This is a genomic window from Streptomyces sp. NPDC058877, assembly GCF_042742855.1.
Lineage (GTDB): Bacteria > Actinomycetota > Actinomycetes > Streptomycetales > Streptomycetaceae > Streptomyces.
Window position 1 is genome coordinate 1 of sequence record NZ_JBHYMF010000007.1, and the last position, 18,259, is coordinate 18,259.

Annotated in this window: 15 protein-coding genes and 1 pseudogene; 7 read left to right on the forward strand and 9 right to left on the reverse strand. The window is 70.9% G+C overall.

Features of this window, described 5'->3' with window-relative positions; translation table 11 throughout:
• Positions 1-72: 72 nt before the first annotated feature.
• The 5 genes from ACFW2Y_RS03020 to ACFW2Y_RS03040 all read right to left on the reverse strand — a co-directional run bounded on the left by ACFW2Y_RS03020 (position 73) and on the right by ACFW2Y_RS03040 (position 6,457).
• Positions 73-1,380, reverse strand: a complete 1,308-nt coding sequence (locus ACFW2Y_RS03020) for a M18 family aminopeptidase (RefSeq protein ID WP_384872634.1) — start codon at positions 1,378-1,380, stop codon at positions 73-75.
• Between the two features lie 215 nt (positions 1,381-1,595).
• Complete coding sequence (locus tag ACFW2Y_RS03025) at positions 1,596-3,425, reverse strand: acyl-CoA dehydrogenase (protein WP_384872636.1); 1,830 nt, start codon at positions 3,423-3,425, stop codon at positions 1,596-1,598.
• A gap of 193 nt (positions 3,426-3,618) precedes the next feature.
• Entirely contained in the window at positions 3,619-4,227 is a 609-nt protein-coding gene (locus ACFW2Y_RS03030) for a hypothetical protein (RefSeq protein ID WP_384872639.1), read from the reverse strand.
• Complete coding sequence (locus ACFW2Y_RS03035) at positions 4,227-6,026, reverse strand: alpha/beta hydrolase (protein ID WP_384872641.1); 1,800 nt, start codon at positions 6,024-6,026, stop codon at positions 4,227-4,229. Before ACFW2Y_RS03035 ends, ACFW2Y_RS03030 begins: the two co-directional genes overlap by 1 nt.
• Positions 6,027-6,031: 5 nt before the next feature.
• Entirely contained in the window at positions 6,032-6,457 is a 426-nt protein-coding gene (locus ACFW2Y_RS03040) for a hypothetical protein (RefSeq protein WP_384872644.1), read from the reverse strand.
• 158 nt (positions 6,458-6,615) lie between these two features.
• Here ACFW2Y_RS03040 and ACFW2Y_RS03045 point away from each other — a divergent pair, with 158 nt between their 5' ends.
• The 3 genes from ACFW2Y_RS03045 (at position 6,616) to ACFW2Y_RS03055 (ending at position 9,352) form a co-directional block, all read left to right on the forward strand.
• The gene (locus ACFW2Y_RS03045) at positions 6,616-7,107 is read left to right on the forward strand and encodes an SseB family protein (RefSeq protein ID WP_384872647.1); all 492 of its coding nucleotides are present in this window, start codon (positions 6,616-6,618) and stop codon (positions 7,105-7,107) included.
• A 126-nt stretch (positions 7,108-7,233) separates the two neighbouring features.
• Positions 7,234-8,196 (forward strand): pirin family protein, encoded by a 963-nt coding sequence (locus ACFW2Y_RS03050; protein WP_384872649.1) that lies wholly within the window; start codon positions 7,234-7,236, stop codon positions 8,194-8,196.
• 85 nt (positions 8,197-8,281) lie between these two features.
• Complete coding sequence (locus ACFW2Y_RS03055; protein WP_384872651.1) at positions 8,282-9,352, forward strand: AI-2E family transporter; 1,071 nt, start codon at positions 8,282-8,284, stop codon at positions 9,350-9,352.
• A 43-nt stretch (positions 9,353-9,395) separates the two neighbouring features.
• Here ACFW2Y_RS03055 and ACFW2Y_RS03060 read toward each other — a convergent pair whose 3' ends face one another.
• Positions 9,396-10,211, reverse strand: a complete 816-nt coding sequence (locus tag ACFW2Y_RS03060) for an MBL fold metallo-hydrolase (RefSeq protein ID WP_384872654.1) — start codon at positions 10,209-10,211, stop codon at positions 9,396-9,398.
• Between the two features lie 193 nt (positions 10,212-10,404).
• Positions 10,405-12,524 (reverse strand): annotated as a pseudogene (locus tag ACFW2Y_RS03065) (SpoIIE family protein phosphatase).
• 172 nt (positions 12,525-12,696) lie between these two features.
• Here ACFW2Y_RS03065 and aspS point away from each other — a divergent pair.
• The gene (aspS, locus tag ACFW2Y_RS03070; RefSeq protein ID WP_384872657.1) at positions 12,697-14,517 is read left to right on the forward strand and encodes an aspartate--tRNA ligase; all 1,821 of its coding nucleotides are present in this window, start codon (positions 12,697-12,699) and stop codon (positions 14,515-14,517) included.
• A gap of 282 nt (positions 14,518-14,799) precedes the next feature.
• On the opposite strand, the gene ACFW2Y_RS03075 is transcribed toward aspS, so the two are convergent.
• Positions 14,800-15,672, reverse strand: a complete 873-nt coding sequence (locus ACFW2Y_RS03075) for a helix-turn-helix domain-containing protein (protein WP_384872659.1) — start codon at positions 15,670-15,672, stop codon at positions 14,800-14,802.
• Positions 15,673-15,960: 288 nt separating this feature from the next.
• Positions 15,961-16,392, reverse strand: coding sequence for an ATP-binding protein (locus tag ACFW2Y_RS03080; protein ID WP_384872662.1), 432 nt, complete (start codon positions 16,390-16,392; stop codon positions 15,961-15,963).
• A 156-nt stretch (positions 16,393-16,548) separates the two neighbouring features.
• Between ACFW2Y_RS03080 and ACFW2Y_RS03085 the strand changes: the two genes are divergently transcribed.
• From ACFW2Y_RS03085 to ACFW2Y_RS03095, 3 genes are all read left to right on the forward strand, one after another.
• Positions 16,549-17,424 carry a helix-turn-helix domain-containing protein gene (locus ACFW2Y_RS03085; RefSeq protein WP_384872664.1) on the forward strand — a complete coding sequence of 292 codons (876 nt, stop codon included), beginning with the start codon at positions 16,549-16,551 and terminating at the stop codon, positions 17,422-17,424.
• The gene (locus ACFW2Y_RS03090; protein ID WP_384872667.1) at positions 17,421-17,627 is read left to right on the forward strand and encodes a DUF397 domain-containing protein; all 207 of its coding nucleotides are present in this window, start codon (positions 17,421-17,423) and stop codon (positions 17,625-17,627) included. The genes ACFW2Y_RS03085 and ACFW2Y_RS03090 overlap by 4 nt, the downstream gene beginning before the upstream one ends.
• 263 nt (positions 17,628-17,890) lie before the next feature.
• The gene (locus tag ACFW2Y_RS03095) at positions 17,891-18,232 is read left to right on the forward strand and encodes a DoxX family protein (RefSeq protein ID WP_384872845.1); all 342 of its coding nucleotides are present in this window, start codon (positions 17,891-17,893) and stop codon (positions 18,230-18,232) included.
• The last annotated feature ends 27 nt before the right edge of the window (positions 18,233-18,259 follow it).

The following is an 18,259-nucleotide window of genomic DNA, read 5'->3' on the forward strand; positions in this document are numbered from 1 at the left end:
GCCGTGGTGGCGGGGCCGGCCGCTCGGCCGGGGTGGCTCCGGAGGCCCGGGGCGGCTCCGGGTGCCGTCCGGTCAGCCCTCCAGGAAGGCCACCAGGGCGTTCGCGAGGAGGTACGGGTCGTCCGCGCCGCAGAGTTCGCGGGCGCTGTGCATGGAGAGGATGGCGACGCCGATGTCGACGGTCGTGATGCCGTGGCGGGCGGCGGTGATCGGGCCGATCGTGGTGCCGCAGGGCATGTCGTTGCTGGAGACGAAGGACTGCCAGGGCACGCCCGCCTTCTCGCAGGCGGCGGCGAAGACCGCGCGGCCACTGCCGTCGGTGGCGTAGCGCTGGTTGACGTTGACCTTGAGGATCGGGCCGCCGTTGACGCGCGGGTGGTGCGTCGGGTCGTGGCGCTCCGCGTAGTTGGGGTGGACGGCGTGGCCGGTGTCGGAGGAGAGGCAGACGGTGCCGGCGAGGGCGCGGGCGCGGTCCTCGTAGGAGCCGCCGCGGGCGTAGACGGAACGCTCCAGGACGTTGCCGAGGAGGGGGCCCTGGGCGCCGGTGTCGGCTTCGGAGCCGTTCTCCTCGTGGTCGAAGGCGGCGAGGACCGGGATGTACGGGAGGTCCTCGCGCCCCGCGAGGGAGGCGAGCGCGGCGGTGGCCGCGTGGACGGAGAGCAGGTTGTCCATGCGCGGTCCGGCGAGGAGTTCGCGGTCGCGGCCGAGGTAGGCGGGGGCGTCGACGGCGTGGACCATGAGGTCCCAGCCGCTGACGTCCTCGGCGTCGACGCCGGCCTCGGCGGAGACGAAGGAGATCAGGTCGCCCTCGTGGACCTCGCCGATGCCCCAGATGGGCTGCATGTGGCGCTGGCGGTCGAGCTTGAGCCCGTCGTTGACCTGGCGGTCGAGGTGGATGGCGAGCTGCGGGACGCGCAGCAGCGGCCGGTCGACGTTGACGAGGCGGTGGCTGCCGTCGCGGAGGGTGAGGCGGCCGGCGAGGCCGAGGTCGCGGTCGAGCCAGGTGTTGAGGAGGGTTCCGCCGTAGATCTCGACGGCGACCTGGCGCCAGCCCTGGGCGCCCATGTCGGGCTGCGGCTTGACGCGCAGGTTGGGGGAGTCGGTGTGGGCGCCGACGATCCGGTACGGGGTGTGGGCGGCGGCGCCTTCCGGCACGTACCAGGCGATGATCGCGCCGCCGCGGATCAGGTACTTCCCGCCGCTGGTGGCGTCCCAGGCCGCGGTCTCCTCGACGCGGCGGAAGCCGGCCTTCTCCAGCCGCTCGGCGGCGCTCGCGACCGCGTGGTACGGCGAGGGGGAGGCCGTCAGGAAGGCCATCAGGTCGTCGGTGTGGGCGCGGTCGAAGGGGCCGACGCCTGGGCGGGAAGCTGCGCTGCTCATGGGCCCCACCTTACGCAGGCGCCGGTATGCGAATACGGGGTCCCGCAATAAGGAATGCGGGACGGCCGTTGCGGGCGTCGGCCGGGGTCCCGTGCACGGGTCGTCGGGGCGGGGTGCCGGGCTCCGGGGCGGGCGGGGGCCGAACCTTCGGAAAGGGCGGAACGGCCCGCCCCCCTCCCCGGGGACGGGCCGTTCCCTGAAGGACGGGGAGCGTCTTAGAACGCGGCCTCGTCCAGGTCCATCAGCGAGCCGTCGATGGCCTCGGCGAGGGCGCGCTCGGCGGTGACGCCGGGCAGGACGTTGGCGGCGAAGAACTTCGCGGCCGCGATCTTGCCCTGGTAGAAGGCGACGTCCTTGCCGGTGGCGCCTTCGGCCAGCTTCTCGGCGGCGACGGCCGCGCTGCGCAGCAGCAGGTAGCCGACGACGACGTCGCCGGAGGCGAGCAGCAGGCGGGTGGTGTTGAGGCCGACCTTGTAGATGTTCTTGACGTCCTCGCCGGTGGCGGTGAGGTCGGTGATCATCTTGCCGACGATGCCCTCCAGGTCGACGGCCGCCTTGGCGAGCGCGTCGCGGGCCTCGGCCAGCTCCTCGCCGCCGGTGCCGACCGCGAGGAACTTCTTGATCTCCTCGGACAGCGCGTTCAGGGAGGCGCCCTGGTCGCGGACGATCTTGCGGAAGAAGAAGTCCTGGCCCTGGATGGCGGTGGTGCCCTCGTACAGGGTGTCGATCTTGGCGTCCCGGATGTACTGCTCGATCGGGTACTCCTGGAGGAAGCCGGAGCCGCCGAAGGTCTGGAGCGACTGCGCGAGCTGCTCGTAGCCCTTCTCGGAGCCGTAGCCCTTCACGATCGGCAGGAGCAGGTCGTTCAGGCCGTGCAGCGCCTTGGCGTCCTCGCCGGCCGCCTCCTTGACCGCGATCTCGTCCTGCACGGAGGCCGTGTAGAGGACGAGGGAGCGCATGCCCTCGGCGTACGCCTTCTGCGTCATCAGCGAGCGGCGGACGTCGGGGTGGTGGGTGATGGTGACCTTGGGCGCGGCCTTGTCCATGAAGTTGGCCAGGTCGGTGCCCTGGACGCGCTCCTTGGCGTACTCCAGGGCGTTGAGGTAGCCCGTGGAGAGGGTGGAGATCGCCTTCGTGCCGACCATCATGCGGGCGAACTCGATGATGAGGAACATCTGGCGGATGCCGTCGTGCTTGTCGCCGATCAGCCAGCCCTTGGCGGGGTGCTGGTCGCCGAAGGTCATCTCGCAGGTGTTGGAGGCCTTGAGGCCCATCTTGTGCTCGACGTTGGTGGCGTAGACGCCGTTGCGCTCGCCCAGCTCGCCGGTCTCCCAGTCGAACTCGTACTTCGGGACGAGGAAGAGGGAGAGGCCCTTGGTGCCGGGGCCGGCGCCCTCGGGGCGGGCGAGGACGTAGTGGAGGATGTTCTCCTCCATGTCGTGCTCACCGGAGGTGATGAAGCGCTTGACGCCCTCGATGTGCCAGGAGCCGTCCTCCTGCTGGACGGCCTTGGTGCGGCCGGCGCCGACGTCCGAACCGGCGTCGGGCTCGGTGAGGACCATGGTGGAGCCCCAGCGCTTCTCGACCGCGATCCGGGCGACCTTCTTCTGCGCCTCGTTGCCCTCGTTGTAGAGGATGCCGGCGAAGGCCGGGCCGGAGGAGTACATCCAGATGGCCGGGTTCGAGCCGAGCAGCAGCTCCGCGTAGGCCCAGATCAGGGAGCGCGGGGAGACGGTGCCGCCGATCTCCTCGGGGATGCCCAGGCGCCAGTACTCGGAGTCCATGAAGGCGTTGTACGACTTCTTGAAGGTGGCCGGGACCGGGGCGGTGTTGGTCTCGGGGTCGAAGACCGGCGGGTTGCGGTCGGCGTCGGCGAAGGACTCCGCGAGCTCGTTCTCGGCGAGGCGGCGGATCTCGTCCAGGATGCTCTTGGCGGTGTCGACGTCCATCTCCTCGAACGGACCGGTGCCGTACACCTTGTCGCGGCCGAGGACCTCGAAGAGGTTGAACTCGATGTCGCGGAGATTCGACTTGTAGTGCCCCATGGCGACGGCTCCGTAAGGCTCGGGGAGGCAGGTTCCTCGTACACGTGCGTGTGCTCGGCTCCCGGGTACGGGCGTACTACCGGTGAGTAGCGCACGCTCTCTACGATGATGCTACCCACCGGTAATAACGGCAACCCCTATCCGGCCGAGATGTCTGTGACGCCGCACTCAGTGGCGCTGGGGCGGCCGGGGATCAGTACAGGCCGTTCAGGTCCGTTCCCTCGGGCGCGCGGTAGCAGCCGGAGACGACGGTGATCCCGATCAGGTTCTTCTGCTTCGGGTCCGTGCTGCCGACCCACAGCTCGGCGTTCACGGCGAAGTGCTCGTCCTCCTTGTCCGCCGTGAGTTCGAGCGACTTGGCCTTGCTCTTGTTGGGGCCGTACGAGACGACCTTCCACCCCTTCTCGGGCAGCGCCTCGTGGAGCCGCTCGAAGCCCTGCTTCAGCTCGTCCTCGGAGACGTCGTACAGGGACCACGGGTGGCGGACCGAGAAGAGGTGCTCGGGGTCCTCCGCGCAGGTGGAGGCGCCCGCGCCGCCCGGGGTCGACTTGGCCCGGGGCAGGCCGATCATGTCGAAGATCTCGCTGGAGATCTCCTTCGTCCGCTTCCTGGCCTCCTCGACCCCGAGGGTCGTGGGGGTGTAGCCGAGGTCGCCGGTGCCGTCGGAGCCGTTCATGGAGCATCCCGTCGCGAGAGTGGTGAGGCAGAGGAGCAGGGTTCCGAGCGTCGCCCGGCGCCGGGTGCGGCTGCGCCGGGAGACGGGCGACGCGTCCGTCTCGGTCTGTGTGTCGTCGGAGTTCATCAGTCCTCGTCCACCTTGTCGTACGCGCCGGCCACGACCTTCGCCTGGTTCTTCAGGCTCTCCGAGTCGCGGGTCCAGTAGTCGCTGTGGCCGCTCGTGTCCACGTCCATCCGGTGCGCGCCGAACAGCTCGTCCGACGGCACGGTCTGCACGTACCCGGCGTTGAACGGAATGCCGTTCCAGGTCTCGACGCCCCAGGTGTAGCCGCCGAGCCCGGCCAGCTTGCCGCCCGCGGGCACCACGTCGTTCCACGCCGCCTCGGACCACACGTGGCCCTTGTCGACGTCGAGGTCGTCCGCCTTGCCGGTGAGCATGCCGGGGCTGCCGACCGCGACGATGTCGTCGCCCTTGAGGTCGCCCCGGTTCGAGGCGTCGCCGACCACCGTCGAGCCGTAGCTGTGCCCGATGATCGTGGTGTGGCTCTTGTCGGCGCCGCCCTGGACGGTCTCCAGGCCGTCCATGAACTGCAGCAGCTTGGGCGAGCCGTCGTGCGCCCAGCCCTTCTGCATCGCCTCGGGGGCGATGGACTGCGGGGCCTCGTAGCCGAACCAGGTGATGGTCGAGACCTCGGAACCCGGCGCCCACTTGGAGGCCTCCCGCCAGGTCTCCGTCATGCGGTTGACGTCCCCGCCGATCCCCTCGAGCCTCGTCTTCGTGCCGGGCACGTAGACGGCGGTGTGGTCCGCGGTGTCGGGGTTTCCGTTGGCAACGATCGCCCGGCCGATGCCGTCCGTGTCGAAGCCCAGCAGGTACGCCTCGGGGAGGCCCTCCTTGCCCGTTGCGTCGAAGCGGGCCTGGATGGCGTTCATGCCCTTCAGACCCGCCTCCAGCTCCTTCTTCCGGTCGCCGTACTTGTCGTTCCACTCCCGCCACTCGGGGTTCTTGATGACCGCCGGGTAGGAGCCGCTGGGGTTCGGCAGGTACTCCTGGGGCTGCTTCGGGATGGCATTGAGGTCGATCTGGTACTGCGCCTTCGACTCCGCGAGGACCATCCGGTTGGCGTCGTCCCGGACCGCGGAGGGGAGGCCGTCCAGGGCGCCGATGGAGGCCGGGTAGAGCGTCGCGTACTCGTCGCGCTGCTCCTGTGCGAGGCCGTTCCACCAGTCGGCGTTCTCCTTGGGGGACTTGCCGCGGGGGATCTCGTCGTCGTCGGCGTACCTGCCGGCGGCCTCCTGCATCGCCTTGGTGTCCCTGGCGGCGTCGGCCAGCGTCTCGTCGCTGACGGTGAGGCCGGGCCCGGCCTTCAACTTGCGCAGGACGGAGGCGTAGCGGCCGTCGATCTCGTTGGCCTCGCGGACGGCGTCGCCGATGCGCTGGGCGATGTCCTCGGCCTTGCCCTTGTTGGCGTCGGCGCTGCCGATCCCCTCGGCCTTGCCGGGGAGGTACGGGACGGGGGCGCCGTCGTGCGCGGTGTTGCTGCCCGACAGGAGGACGGACGACTGGATCGGGTAGGTCACCGTCCCGTCGGCGTTCACGGTGAACTTCAGGTTCTCCGCGTCCTCCAGTGCCTGCTTCAACTTCTTCTGTGGAGACGCGAGTTCGGACGCGAGTCCGTTGAGCGCGGTGCGGATGAGCCCGCATTCGGTGTGCAGGTACTGGTAGTTGCGGGAGAGCTGCTGGACGTCGCCGCCCGCCTTGTTCGCGGTCTCGCCCTTCTGGGTGTCGTGGATCTTCGCGAACATGCCGTTGTCCACGCGGTCCTTGTCCGCATTGGCGCGGGAGCTGACCTTGCCCCAGCCGTCGGCGGCGTCGGTGTACTCGTTCAGCTTCGCGTCGCGCAGCTGCTGCCAGGTGGGCACGGCGGTCAGCCCTCCTTCTTCGGGCCGGGGTGCTTGTCGCCCTCGGCGGCGACCTTCCGCTTGGTGTCCAGCTCGCGCTCGCCGAAGTCGCGCCCGGCGGCCTTGAGCGCGCCTTCGAGGCGGTCGCACTCGTCGCGGACGTGGGTGAGGCGGGTCTTCCAGGTGCCGAGGACCTCGCCGAGGGCGGCGGAGGAGTCGAAGCCCGCGGTGTTGCCGCCGACGCCCTCGTTCGCGGTGTCGAGGTCGGTGACCGAGGCGGCCGTGGAGGCCTTCAGCTCGCCGGCCGTGTTGCCGGCGCCGTGCCAGGGGCCCACCTCGGCCTTGAGGTCGGGGCCGCCCCCGCCCCCGCCGTCCGGTGCGGGAAGCCCCGCGAGGGTCATCGCCGCGGGCTGCTCGCCCATGATCTCCTGCCATTTGGCGTCGAGCGCCATCTGTCACCCCCGTGGTGGCCGGATTGCTTCCGCGAACCTAGCAAGAGTCTCCGTGGCGTGCGAAGAAGAGTGCGACGGGCATCCGTACGACTCCGGTGCGGGCCCCTCTGGCTTCCGTACCGGCTCCCCCGCGCCCCGGCGATCGATAGTCTGGGCGCATGTACGGCTACGACCAGAATCCGGGTGCCCAGCAGCAGTACGGCCAGCCGCCCCAGCAGGGGCAGTACGCGCCGCCGCAGGCCGGCATGCAGGGCGGGTACGGGCAGCAGGCCCCGCTCTATCCGGAGCCGTCCCCGCCCTCGCTCGCCGACGCCGTGCGCGCCTTCACGACGGGCACCCTGGCCGCCGAGGACTTCCAGCAGGTCTTCGCGACCTCGAAGGTCTACTGCCCGCGCGGGGACAACCCGGGCTTCCTGGCCCTGCACAACACCCAGCAGCCGGTGATCCCGATGTTCACGTCGCTGAAGGAGCTGCGACGGTACGCGGGCAAGGAGTCCAAGTACTTCGTGATCACCGGCGCCGAGGTGATCGACCTGCTGCCGACGGGGTACGGCTTCGTCCTCGACATGGAGGGCGACCACCGCATGGTCTTCGACGCGAAGGCCGTGGAGCAGATGGTCGACTTCGCGATGCGGCGGATGTACGGCTGACCGAGGCTGGACGTGCTGGGGAGAGCGCCCGGGGGAATTCCTCCCGGGCGTTCCGCGTTCCAGGTGACAAGAAGTTCACTGTTCAACTAAAGTGGATGCACAAGGTCGCACCTAGGAGGTCCGGTCATGCCCGCTGTGACTGTCGAGAACCCGCTCACCCTGCCGCGCGTCGCCGCCCCGGCCGACGCCGTCTCCCGCCCCGTGCTCGCCGTCACCACGGCCCCCCAGGGGTTCGAGGGCGAGGGCTTCCCGGTCCGCCGGGCGTTCGCCGGGATCAACTACCAGTACCTCGACCCGTTCATCATGATGGACCAGATGGGCGAGGTGGAGTATCAGCCTGGGGAGCCGAAAGGGACCCCGTGGCATCCGCACCGCGGGTTCGAGACCGTCACGTACATCATCGACGGGATCTTCGACCACCAGGACTCCAACGGCGGCGGCGGCACCATCACCAACGGCGACACCCAGTGGATGACCGCCGGCTCCGGCCTCCTCCACATCGAGGCCCCGCCGGAGCACCTGGTGGTGTCGGGCGGGCTCTTCCACGGCCTCCAGCTGTGGGTGAACCTGCCCGCGTCCGACAAGATGATGGCCCCCCGCTACCAGGACATCCGCGGCGGCCAGGTCCAGCTCCTCACCTCCCCGGACGGCGGCGCGCTGCTCCGCGTCATCGCCGGCGAGCTCGACGGCCACCAGGGACCCGGCATCACGCACACCCCGATCACGATGGTCCACGCCACCCTGCGCCCGGGTGCCGAGGTCACCCTGCCCTGGCGCGAGGACTTCAACGGCCTCGCGTACGTGCTCGCCGGACGCGGCACGGTCGGAGCCGAGCGGCGCCCGATCCACCTCGGCCAGACCGCCGTCCTCGGCAAGGGCGGCGCCCTCACCCTCCGCGCCGACGAGAAGCAGGACGGCAACGCGCCGGACCTGGAGGTCGTCCTCCTCGGCGGCCGGCCGATCCGCGAGCCCATGGCCCACTACGGCCCGTTCGTCATGAACACCCAGGCCGAACTCCGGCAGGCCTTCGAGGACTTCCAGGCCGGACGCCTGGGCACCGTCCCCGCGGTCCACGGGATGGGCGAGTAGGACCCCCACCGCCCGTTGACGGACCGTCACCCGTACGGTCCGCCAGCGGGCGACGACACGCCGACGGGCATGGTCCGGTGGTCGGGTGCAGACGAGTGGAGCACCCCTCCTTCCCGAACCCGCCCGCCGGTTCGCCGCCTGGTGCGCCGTCCTGCTGCTCGCCGCCGGGGTCGCCGCCGTCTTCATCTGGCTCTGCGTCGTCTTCAAGACGGCCGTCACCCCCGTCCTGCTCGCGATCCTCGGCACCGCCCTCCTCGGCCCCCTCTACCGGCGCCTGGTGCGGATGAAGGTCCGCACCTCGCTCGCCGCCGCGCTCACCGTCCTCGCGGTCCTCCTCGTCGTCGGCGGGGCCACCTACATCGTCGTCCTCGCCCTCGTCGAGACCGGCGACCAGATCATCGCCTCCCTCCGACAGGTCGCCGTCGGCATCGCCGAGCACCTCGGCGCGGCCGGGACCTCCCTGGACGACCTGGCCAAGAACGCCAAGACCCTCCTGGAGAGGTTCGGCGGCACCGCCGCCTCCGGGGTCATCAGCGGCATCAGCGTCGTCGGCGAGATGCTCGCCATCGGCGTCCTCGCGCTGTTGCTCATCTTCTTCTTCCTGAAGGACTCCGACCGGGCCGTCGACACCCTGCGCTCCCTCGCCCCCCGCGCCACGGGCGACCTCGTCGAGGCCATGGCCCGCCGCGCCTTCGAGGCGGTCGAGGGCTTCATGCGCGGCACCACCTTCGTCGCGCTCGTCGACGCCTTCCTCATCGGCACCGGCCTGCTCGTCCTCCAGGTGCCCGGCGCGGTGGGGCTCGCCGCGCTCGTCTTCGTCACCGCCTACATCCCCTACCTCGGAGCCTTCCTTTCCGGTGCGATCGCCGTCCTCGTCGCCCTCGCCGACCGGGGCTTCGTGATCGCCCTGTGGGTCTTCGGCATCGTCCTGGCCGTCCAGGCCATCGAGGGCAACGTCCTCCAGCCCGTCGTGCAGAGCCGCACCGTGCAGATGCACCCCGCCGTGGTCATGCTGGCCATCACCGCGGGCGCGTCCGTCGCGGGCATCCTGGGCATGCTCCTCGCCGTACCGCTGACGGCCGCGGCGACGGGCGTCCTCGGCGAGCTGCGCACCCGCTACGGAGCGCGTCCCGAAGCCGCGGAGGAGCCGCCCTAGCGGGTTCTGTTCCGGGCGGTCCGGGGGCTGCTGGGCCCCGCCCTCAGGCGGTGGACAGTCCGCCCGGCTCGAACGAGGCCAGGAGCTGTTCGAGGGCGGCCTGGTCGGGGCCCACGAAGGGGTCGGCGTCGGGGACGGCCGCGATCGTGTCCAGCATCCGGTCCGTCAGCCGCACGGCCGGCGGCAGGTGCGTGCACAGCACGATCTCCGGGTTCAGCTCCGCGAGCGGCGCGATCGTCGCCCGGTACTTCTCCGCGTCCACCAGGTGCACCCACGGGCTGTCGATCGTCGCCCACAGCGTCTGGGCCCGCCGCAGCTCCTCCGGCTTCAGGTCGCTCGCGTGCCCGCTCTCGGCGATCTCGGCGCTCGGCATCGGGCCGCCGAAGCAGTCGGAGCTGAAGCAGATCCGGGTCCGGTCGTCGTAGAAGCCGACGGTGGCGGGGTTGTCGAAGAGCGGCGGCCGGAAGCCGTGCAGCATCCGGTCACCGACGTCGAGGGACTGGCCGGGGTTGAGGAAGTAGACCCGGTCCATGGGCAGCGCCCGCTCGGTCGACATGATGCCGGCGGCGAGGAAGGTGGTGACCACGCGCGCGCGGGGGGCCGCGTCGAGGAGGTCGAAGAGCCCGCCCGTGTGGTCCCGGTCGGGGTGGGTGAGCCAGATCCAGCGGACGTCGGCCGGGTCCATCACCCCGCCGAGCGCGGCCACGAAGTCGCGGTCCTCGACGGAGAGCCCGGTGTCGACGACGACGGGTTCGGCCGCGGTGAGGACGTAGGCGTTGACGGGGATGTGCCCGATGCCCGGGACATCGAGGCTGTCGGCGATCACCGTGGTGTCACTGCCGACCTTGTGGGTGTCCATGACGTGCTCCGTGGTCCCCCCGGGCGGCCGTACGACACCAGTGTGCGCCGTGCGGGAGGCGCCCGCGCGGCGAGGACCGCCCCGTCCCGCGCGGGCCCGCCGGGCCCGCGCGGGCGTGTGGGCGCGGGCTTGCGGGCGCGACGGGTTGGTGCGGCTTCCGTCCGGGGGCGGCGGGCCGGGCGTCCTCCGCCCGCTAGGCGCAGCAGCCGTCGCCCGTCGGGGGCTCGTTCAGTTCGAACCAGATGGCCTTGCCCTCGCCCCGCGGATCGACGCCCCAGTCGTCCGCCAGCAACTCCATCAGGACCAGGCCGCGCCCGCTCGACGCCATCTCGCCCGGGTGGCGCTTGTGCGGCAGTTCGTCGCTGGTGTCGGAGACCTCCACCCGCAGCCGCCGCGACTTCTTCCCGCAGGCGACCTCGGCGACCAGGAGCGCATCGCCGTCGGTGTGCACCAGGACGTTGGTCACCATCTCGGAGACCATCAGCACCGCCGAGTCGAGCTGTTCCCCGTCCGACCAGTCGTGCAGCAGCTGTCGGATCTGCTCGCGCGCCTCGGCGATCCGCTCCGGCTCGGCCTGCGCGATCGTCATCAGGGTGCGGCGCGGGGCCTCCCGCGCGGTGTCGTCGGGTCGGCGGGAGAGCAGCAGGACGGCGATGTCGTCCTCGCGCCGGTCGGCGAGCGGTCCCGTCGTGTGGTGCGAACCGGGCCCGTGGACGGCCTCCACCAGGCTGTCGGCGAGCCGCTCCAGGTCGTCGCCCTCGTGGGTCTCCAGGAGCGCCCTGACCCGCTCCCAGCCGCTGTCCAGGTCGTGCCCACCGGTCTCCAGGAGGCCGTCGGTGCAGATCATCAGGTCTCGCCCGGATCGAGGGTGAGCCGGGTGGTGGGGTAGTCGCCGTCCGGGTCGATGCCGAGCGGCAGCCCGCCGGCCGTCGGCCTGAGCAGAACCGTTCCGTCGTTCATCCGCACCGCCGGGTCCGGATGCCCCGCCCGTGCGATGTCGACGGTGCCCGTCCCCAGGTCGACCTCCAGGTACAGACAGGTCGCGAAGCGCGGCCCGCCGTTCTCCGCCGCGTCGTCGCCGTCGGTGATCCCGTACAGGAAGCGCGAGGCCCGGGACAGGACCGCGTCCGGCCGGTGCCCCTCGGAGGCGTACGCGCGCAGGGCGATCCGCAGCTGTCCCATCAGCCCGGCGGCCCGCACGTCGTGCCCCTGCACGTCGCCGATCACCAGTGCGATCCGCCCCGCGTCCCGCCCACCCCCGCGGGAGGAGCCGCCGGGCAGCCGGATGACGTCGTACCAGTCGCCGCCCACCTGGAGCCCGCCGCCGGTCGGCACGTACCGCGCGGCGATCCGGATGCCGGGGATGCCCGGCCCGAGGGCCGGCATCATCGTCCGCTGCAGCCCCAGGGAGAGCTCGCGCTCCGACTCGGCCACGCCCGCGCGCGCGAGGGCCTGGGCGAGCATCCGCGCGACCGTCGTCAGCACCGAGCGCTCGTCCGGGGTGAACGCCACCGGGTGCTTGAAGGCCGCCATCCAGGCCCCCATCGTCCGCCCGGCCACGACCAGCGGCACGAAGGCCCAGGAGCGTCGTCCGAAGCGCTGGGCGAGCGGCCAGGTCATCGGGAAGCGGCGCAGGTACTCCTCCGGGGTGGGCAGGTAGATCGCCCGACCCGTCCGCACGACCTCCGCCGCCGGATAGTCCGTGTCGACGGACATCGACGAGAACGGCCCCTCGTCGCCCTCGCCGTGCCCGTGGTGGCCGATCACCGTCAGGCGTTCCCCGGCCACCCCGAAGACGGCGAGCCCGTCCGGCGAGAAGCCCGGCATGGACAGCGAGGCGGCGACCCGCAGCACCTCGGCCGTCGACCGGGCCTCGGCCAGCGCGCGTCCCGCATCCAGCAGGAACGCCTCCCGGGAACGGCGCCAGTCCCCGGTGATCGGGGTGTGCGCAGCGGTGCCGGGAAGTTGCTCGGCGACCTCCTGGAGGGTGCCGACCAGTTGGTAGTCGTTCCCGTCGACGAGCGGTTTCGACCTGCTCCGGACGGTACGGATCACCCGTCCGTGTTCGTCCATGATCCGCAGCCTGGCCTCGGCGAGGGTGCCCTCGGCGACGGCGAGGTTGACCACCCCGTCGATCTCGTTCCAGTCCACCGGGTGGAAACGGGAACGCACGGCGGCCTCGGAGAGCCGTGCGGGCTCGGCGGGCAGCCCGAGCAGCCGGGCTGCCTCCGCGTCGAGCGAGACGATCCCGGACGCGTTGTCCCAGCGCCACAGGCCCGTCGCGATCGCGGCCAGGACGTCCTCGGTGCGCATTGCCCTACTTTATGAATATCGGACACCAGGTCGCCAGCGAGAGTATTCGAAATCCGATCACGGCCCGGCCGGTACTCTGGGTGGGGACTGCCTGCGTGTCCCGTGACGTCCGTGACAGCGGCCACGGGACGGCGGCCCACGACCCACGACCCCGAAGACTGGATGAACGACGATGCATCGGTACAGGTCCCACACCTGCGGCGAGCTCCGCGCCTCTGACGTCGGCACCGACGTCCGGCTGAGCGGCTGGCTGCACAATCGGCGCGACCTGGGCGGCATCCTCTTCATCGATCTGCGCGACCACTACGGCATCACGCAGCTCGTCGCCCGGCCCGGCACCCCCGCCGCCGAAGTCCTCGACAAGCTCACCAAGGAGACCGTCGTCCGCGTGGACGGCAAGGTCGTCTCCCGCGGCGCGGAGAACGTCAACCCCGAGCTGCCGACCGGCGAGATCGAGATCGAGGCCGTCGAGGTCGAGGTCCTGGGCGCCGCCAAGCAGATCCCCTTCACCATCAACGCCGACGACGGCGTCAACGAGGAGCGGCGCCTGGAGTACCGCTTCCTCGACCTGCGTCGCGAGCGCATGCACCGCAACATCATGCTGCGCTCCGCCGTCATCGCCTCCATCCGCTCCAAGATGGTGGCCCTCGGCTTCAACGAGATGGCGACCCCGATCCTCGCCGCGACCTCCCCCGAGGGCGCCCGCGACTTCGTCGTCCCGTCCCGTCTGAACCCCGGCAAGTTCTACGCGCTGCCGCAGGCCCCGCAGCAGTTCAAGCAGCTGCTGATGATCTCCGGCTTCGACCGGTACTTCCAGATCGCGCCCTGCTTCCGCGACGAGGACGCCCGCGCCGACCGCTCGCCGGGCGAGTTCTACCAGCTCGACGTCGAGATGTCCTTCGTCGAGCAGGAGGACGTCTTCCAGCCGATCGAGAAGCTCATGACGGAGCTCTTCGAGGAGTTCGGCGGCGGCCGGCACGTCACCTCGCCGTTCCCGCGGATCCCGTTCCGCGAGTCGATGCTCAAGTACGGCAACGACAAGCCCGACCTGCGCACCGACCTCGAACTCGTCGACATCACCGACGTCTTCGAGAACTCCGAGTTCAAGGCCTTCGCCGGCAAGCACGTCCGCGCCCTGGCCGTGCCGAACACCGGTGACCAGCCGCGCAAGTTCTTCGACTCGCTCGGCGACTTCGCCGTCTCGCTCGGCGCCAAGGGCCTGGCCTGGGTCCGCGTCGGCGAGGAGGGCGCCCTCACCGGCCCCATCGCCAAGTTCCTCACCGAGGAGAACGTCAAGGTCCTCACCGAGCGCCTCGGCCTCGCCGCCGGCCACGCGGTCTTCTTCGGCGCCGGCGACTTCGACGAGGTCTCCAAGATCATGGGCCCGGTCCGGGTCGAGGCCGCCAAGCGCGCCGGCCAGTTCGAGGAGGACGTCTTCCGCTTCGCCTGGATCGTCGACTTCCCGATGTACGAGCGGGACGAGGAGACCGGCAAGATCGACTTCTCGCACAACCCGTTCTCCATGCCGCAGGGCGGTCTGGAGGCCCTGGAGACCCAGGACCCGCTGGACGTCCTCGGCTGGCAGTACGACATCGTCTGCAACGGCATCGAGCTCTCCTCCGGCGCCATCCGGAACCACGAGCCCGAGATCATGTTCAAGGCCTTCGAGATCGCCGGCTACAGCCGCGAGACCGTCGAGTCCGAGTTCGCCGGCATGCTCCGCGCCTTCGAGTACGGCGCCCCGCCGCACGGTGGCATCGCCCCCGGCGTCGACCGCATCGTGATGCTCCTCGCCGACGAGCCCAACATCCGCGAGACCATCGCCTTCCCGCTCAACGGCAACGCCCAGGACCTCCTGATGGGCGCCCCGACCGAGCTCGACGAGGCCCGCCTGAAGGAGCTGAACATCCAGCTCCGCAAGCCGGTCGCCAAGGAGAAGCCGGTGGACGGCCGTCCGGTCACGGAGTCGGTCCACCCGGAGGCGGGCCGCTGAGCCCGCCCGGCTGACGCCTGACGGGGGGCCCGGAATCCTGATGGATTCCGGGCCCTTCCGCGTTCTCAGCCAGTCAGCCTCGTGCACGGTGCACGCGTTCACATCCGGAGGACAGAAGCCGGCGGAAGTGACTCACCAAGGGTTCCACCGCGGCAGGGTCCCGGAGCACCACGCGAGCTCCTCTCGTCTGCGGGAAGAACGTCCTCCGGTCGGGCGGGGCGGGGCAGGGCGGTCCGCGTCATCTTGCGGGAAGAGCCTCCGTGGCGCCGACGTTCTCGCCGATCACCCCGCTGACGCGCATCCGCCGCAGGTGCCGGGTTCCGGGGCGCGGAAGGCACGGTCGCAGACCTCGCAGTTCTGGAGCGGGTGTCGGACGGACGGCTCCTCGCGGGGACGGAAGGGCAGCAGGGGTGGGAGCTGGGCGGTGAGGCGGTGGGCCAGGAGGGCGGCGGGGCGGTGGAGGGGCTCCCTGGGGAGGCCGGCGGTCAGGACGCGGTGGACGGCTTCGGCGGGGACTCCCCGTTCGAGCCAGGTCGCGACGCCCGGGGCCAGGTGGTCGACGTCCTTGGCCGAGAGGTGGAGCCGCTCGTCCTCGCGGCGGAGGCCGGCGAGGACGCCGATGGCGGTGACGAGGAGGTCAGGGGCCGGGTAGGCGGGCTGCGGTACGGGCGGCAGGGCGCGCTGCCGCTGGGGCGGTGTGCCGCCCCGGCGGGGCGGGGGCTGCGGCTTGGGCGTGGACCTGGGCTTCGGGCCGTTCGGGGTGCCCGTACGGCCCGGTTGGTTGCAGGAGACCGTCCGCGTGACGACCTGCCCGCTCGCCGTCCGCTCGCGGGTGCGGCGCAGATAGCCGTGCTCCTCCAGCTCACGCAGGGCGGCGGCGATCCGGGTGGTGCCCTCGGGGAACCGCGACGCGAGCGCCTTGATGCCGACGGGCGCGCCGGTGGGCAGCGACTGGATGTGCACGGCCAGACCGATGGCCAGCAGCGAGAGTTCGGCGTGCTGGGCGAGGTGGTTGCCGATCACCGTGAAGCGGGTGCCGTGGCGGACGTTGTCGTGGACGACGCCGGCGGTGGCGTTCCTACCCCGGGAAGGGTGGTTCTTGGCGGTGTTACGGGACGCGGGGCGCGGGAGCGCGCTAGTGTCGCGGGTATCCATCAGGAAGCGTTCTCTTCCTTGTTGGTCAGGCCCTCGCATCGGGATGCCAGTCCCTGCGGGGGCCGACGCATTTCTGCGGTCGGGTTGTTGGGGTGAGCGTAAGGCAGGCAACCAGCCGAAAAGCCAGCTGAGTTGGCATATTCACTCGCGTGAGTGACCATCCCGCCCATCGGGGAGGAGGGGTGGGGTTTGGTTCGGTTCCTTTCCCCCAGTGGTCGTCCTTGGGGGACGTTGGCACCCACCGGAGCCCGTCCGTCTGGGCTCCGGTGGCGATGCCGTCCATGCAGGTCAGGGGCACGGTAGGTCGATTTCGGCCCACACGGTCTTGCGGGGTGAGGGGCCGGTCGTCACGCCCCACCGGTCCGCGAGTGCCTCGACGAGCAGCAGCCCGCGCCCGGAGTCCCCTTCGGGAGAGGGCTGTCGGACGTGAGGGAGGTCTTCGCCCCGGGTGTCCATCACCTCGATCCGAAGGCCGTCCCCGCGCGCGAGGAGTGCGAGCCGGAAGCTCCGGCCGGCGACCCGGCCGTGCGTCGCCGCGTTCGTGGCGAGTTCCGCGACGACGTGGGTGGCGGTCTCGACCACGCGGTACGGAACCGCGTGATCCCGCATCCACTCGACGGCGAGCAGCCGCGCGAGCCGGGCCCCACGCGGGGTGGGTGACAGGAGCACGCTGAAGTAAGGCGCAGGGGAAAGGAGTTGAGTGGTGTTCTGCTGATTCACGTCACCGAGCGTGGTCGCCCCTGGCTATCGTGAACAGTGGTGGCGTCGATGCGTAGAGTGACTGTCCGGGGCTTGTCCACTGTTGTCCAGGCTGTCCGAACTCACCTCGGGGGTAGGGGTATCGCGCCATGGAGCGGGTCGAGGGAAGGGTGCGGTATGTCGGCGGACGGTGGGGCCCAGCGGCTCAAGAACGAGGCGGACGAGCCGGGGTGGGAGGTCGACCCGGACGACGACTGGGGCGTGGCCGTCGTCGCCACGGTGGGGCGGCAGTTGAGGCTGCGGCGTGAGGCGGTGGGGATGGGCGTCGCCGAGTTCGGCGAGGCCCTCGGCTACGGCGAGGACCTGGTCTACAAGATCGAGGGCGGCAAGCGGATCCCGAGGCCGGAGTACCTGGACAAGGCGGACGAGGTCCTCGGTGCGGGCGGGCTGATCTCGGCCATGAAGGACGACGTGGCGAAGGTCCGGTACCCGAAGAAGGTGCGGGACCTGGCGAAGCTGGAGGCGCGGGCGGTCGAGATCCAGCTGTATGACCCGCTCAACATCCACGGCCTGCTCCAGACCCCGGAGTACGCGCGCGGGCTGCTGCTCATGCGGCGGCCGGCGTACACGCAGGACGAGGTGGAGCGGATGACCGCCGGTCGCGTCGCCCGGCAGAGCATCTTCCAGCGGGACCCCGCCCCCGAACTCAGCTTCGTCCTGGAGGAGTGGACGCTCCGCCGCCCGCTGGGCGGGAGGGCGCTGATGCGGCCTCAGCTGGAGCGCCTGTTGGAGGTGGGACGGCTGCGGAACGTCGAGCTTCAGGTGATGCCGATGGATCGCGAGGAGCACGCGGGAGTGGACGGCAGCATCGAGGTGCTGAAGTTCGACGACGGGTCAGCTGTCGGGCGCTCTCCGGTGGTGGCGAACGGACGCCCCGTGACCGAGCGGAAACCGCTCCATATCCTGGAGATGCGGTATGGCATCATCCGGGCTCAGGCCCTCACTCCGCGTGAGTCGACCGCCCTCATCGAGCAACTGCTGGGAGAGACATGATCCGCAACACCTCGGCCGGGGACGCCTCCGAACTGGCGTGGTTCAAGAGCAGTTACAGCAGCGGAAGCGAGGGCGACTCCTGCGTCGAGGTCGCCACCTCTCTTGCCATGGTCCACGTCCGCGACTCCAAGTGCCTCGACGGCCCCCAGCTCGCGGTTGCGCCCGGCGCGTGGGCGGGCTTCGTGTCGTACGCGGCCGGCTGAGTCCGGACTGCGGGTGCCCCGCGCTCGGCGCGCGGGGCACAGGTCTGTCTGCTGGGAACAGGGCGTCCGGCTGGGGGAACGGCTCCCCTTCATCGAAGCCCTCGCCTGTGTCCTGCGGGGCGCGCACAGCGGCCCGCGCCGTGGCCTTAAGAGCAGCCGCCCGCCGCCGTCACACTTCCCGTCCCGTCTCCGTCAGTGTGGTGTCCGGCTCGATCGAGGCGGACGCGGAAGCAGCCGAAGGAGCCGTCGAGATGTTCGCCGAGATGTCCACCGCCGCCGTCGTCGTCACCGTCCTCGCCGCGCTCATGGCCGGGTTCTCCGGGGCGTCGGTCTTCTTCAGGGCCGCGTTCGTGGTCCAGCCCCTCGCCGAGTACGGCGTGCCGCAGGCCTGGTGGAACTGGCTCGGGGCTGCCAAGACCGCTGGGGCCGCCGGGCTCGTCGTCGGGTTCTGGGTGCCGGTGATCGGGACGCTCGCCGCGATCGGCCTGGTCCTGTACTTCGCCGGGGCGGTGATCACCGTGATCCGTGCCCGCGCGTACGGGCACGCACCCTTCCCGCTGATCTACATGGCGCCCGCCGTCGCCGCCCTGGCCCTCACCCGGTGACACACGGCCAGCAAGAAGGCCGCCGTC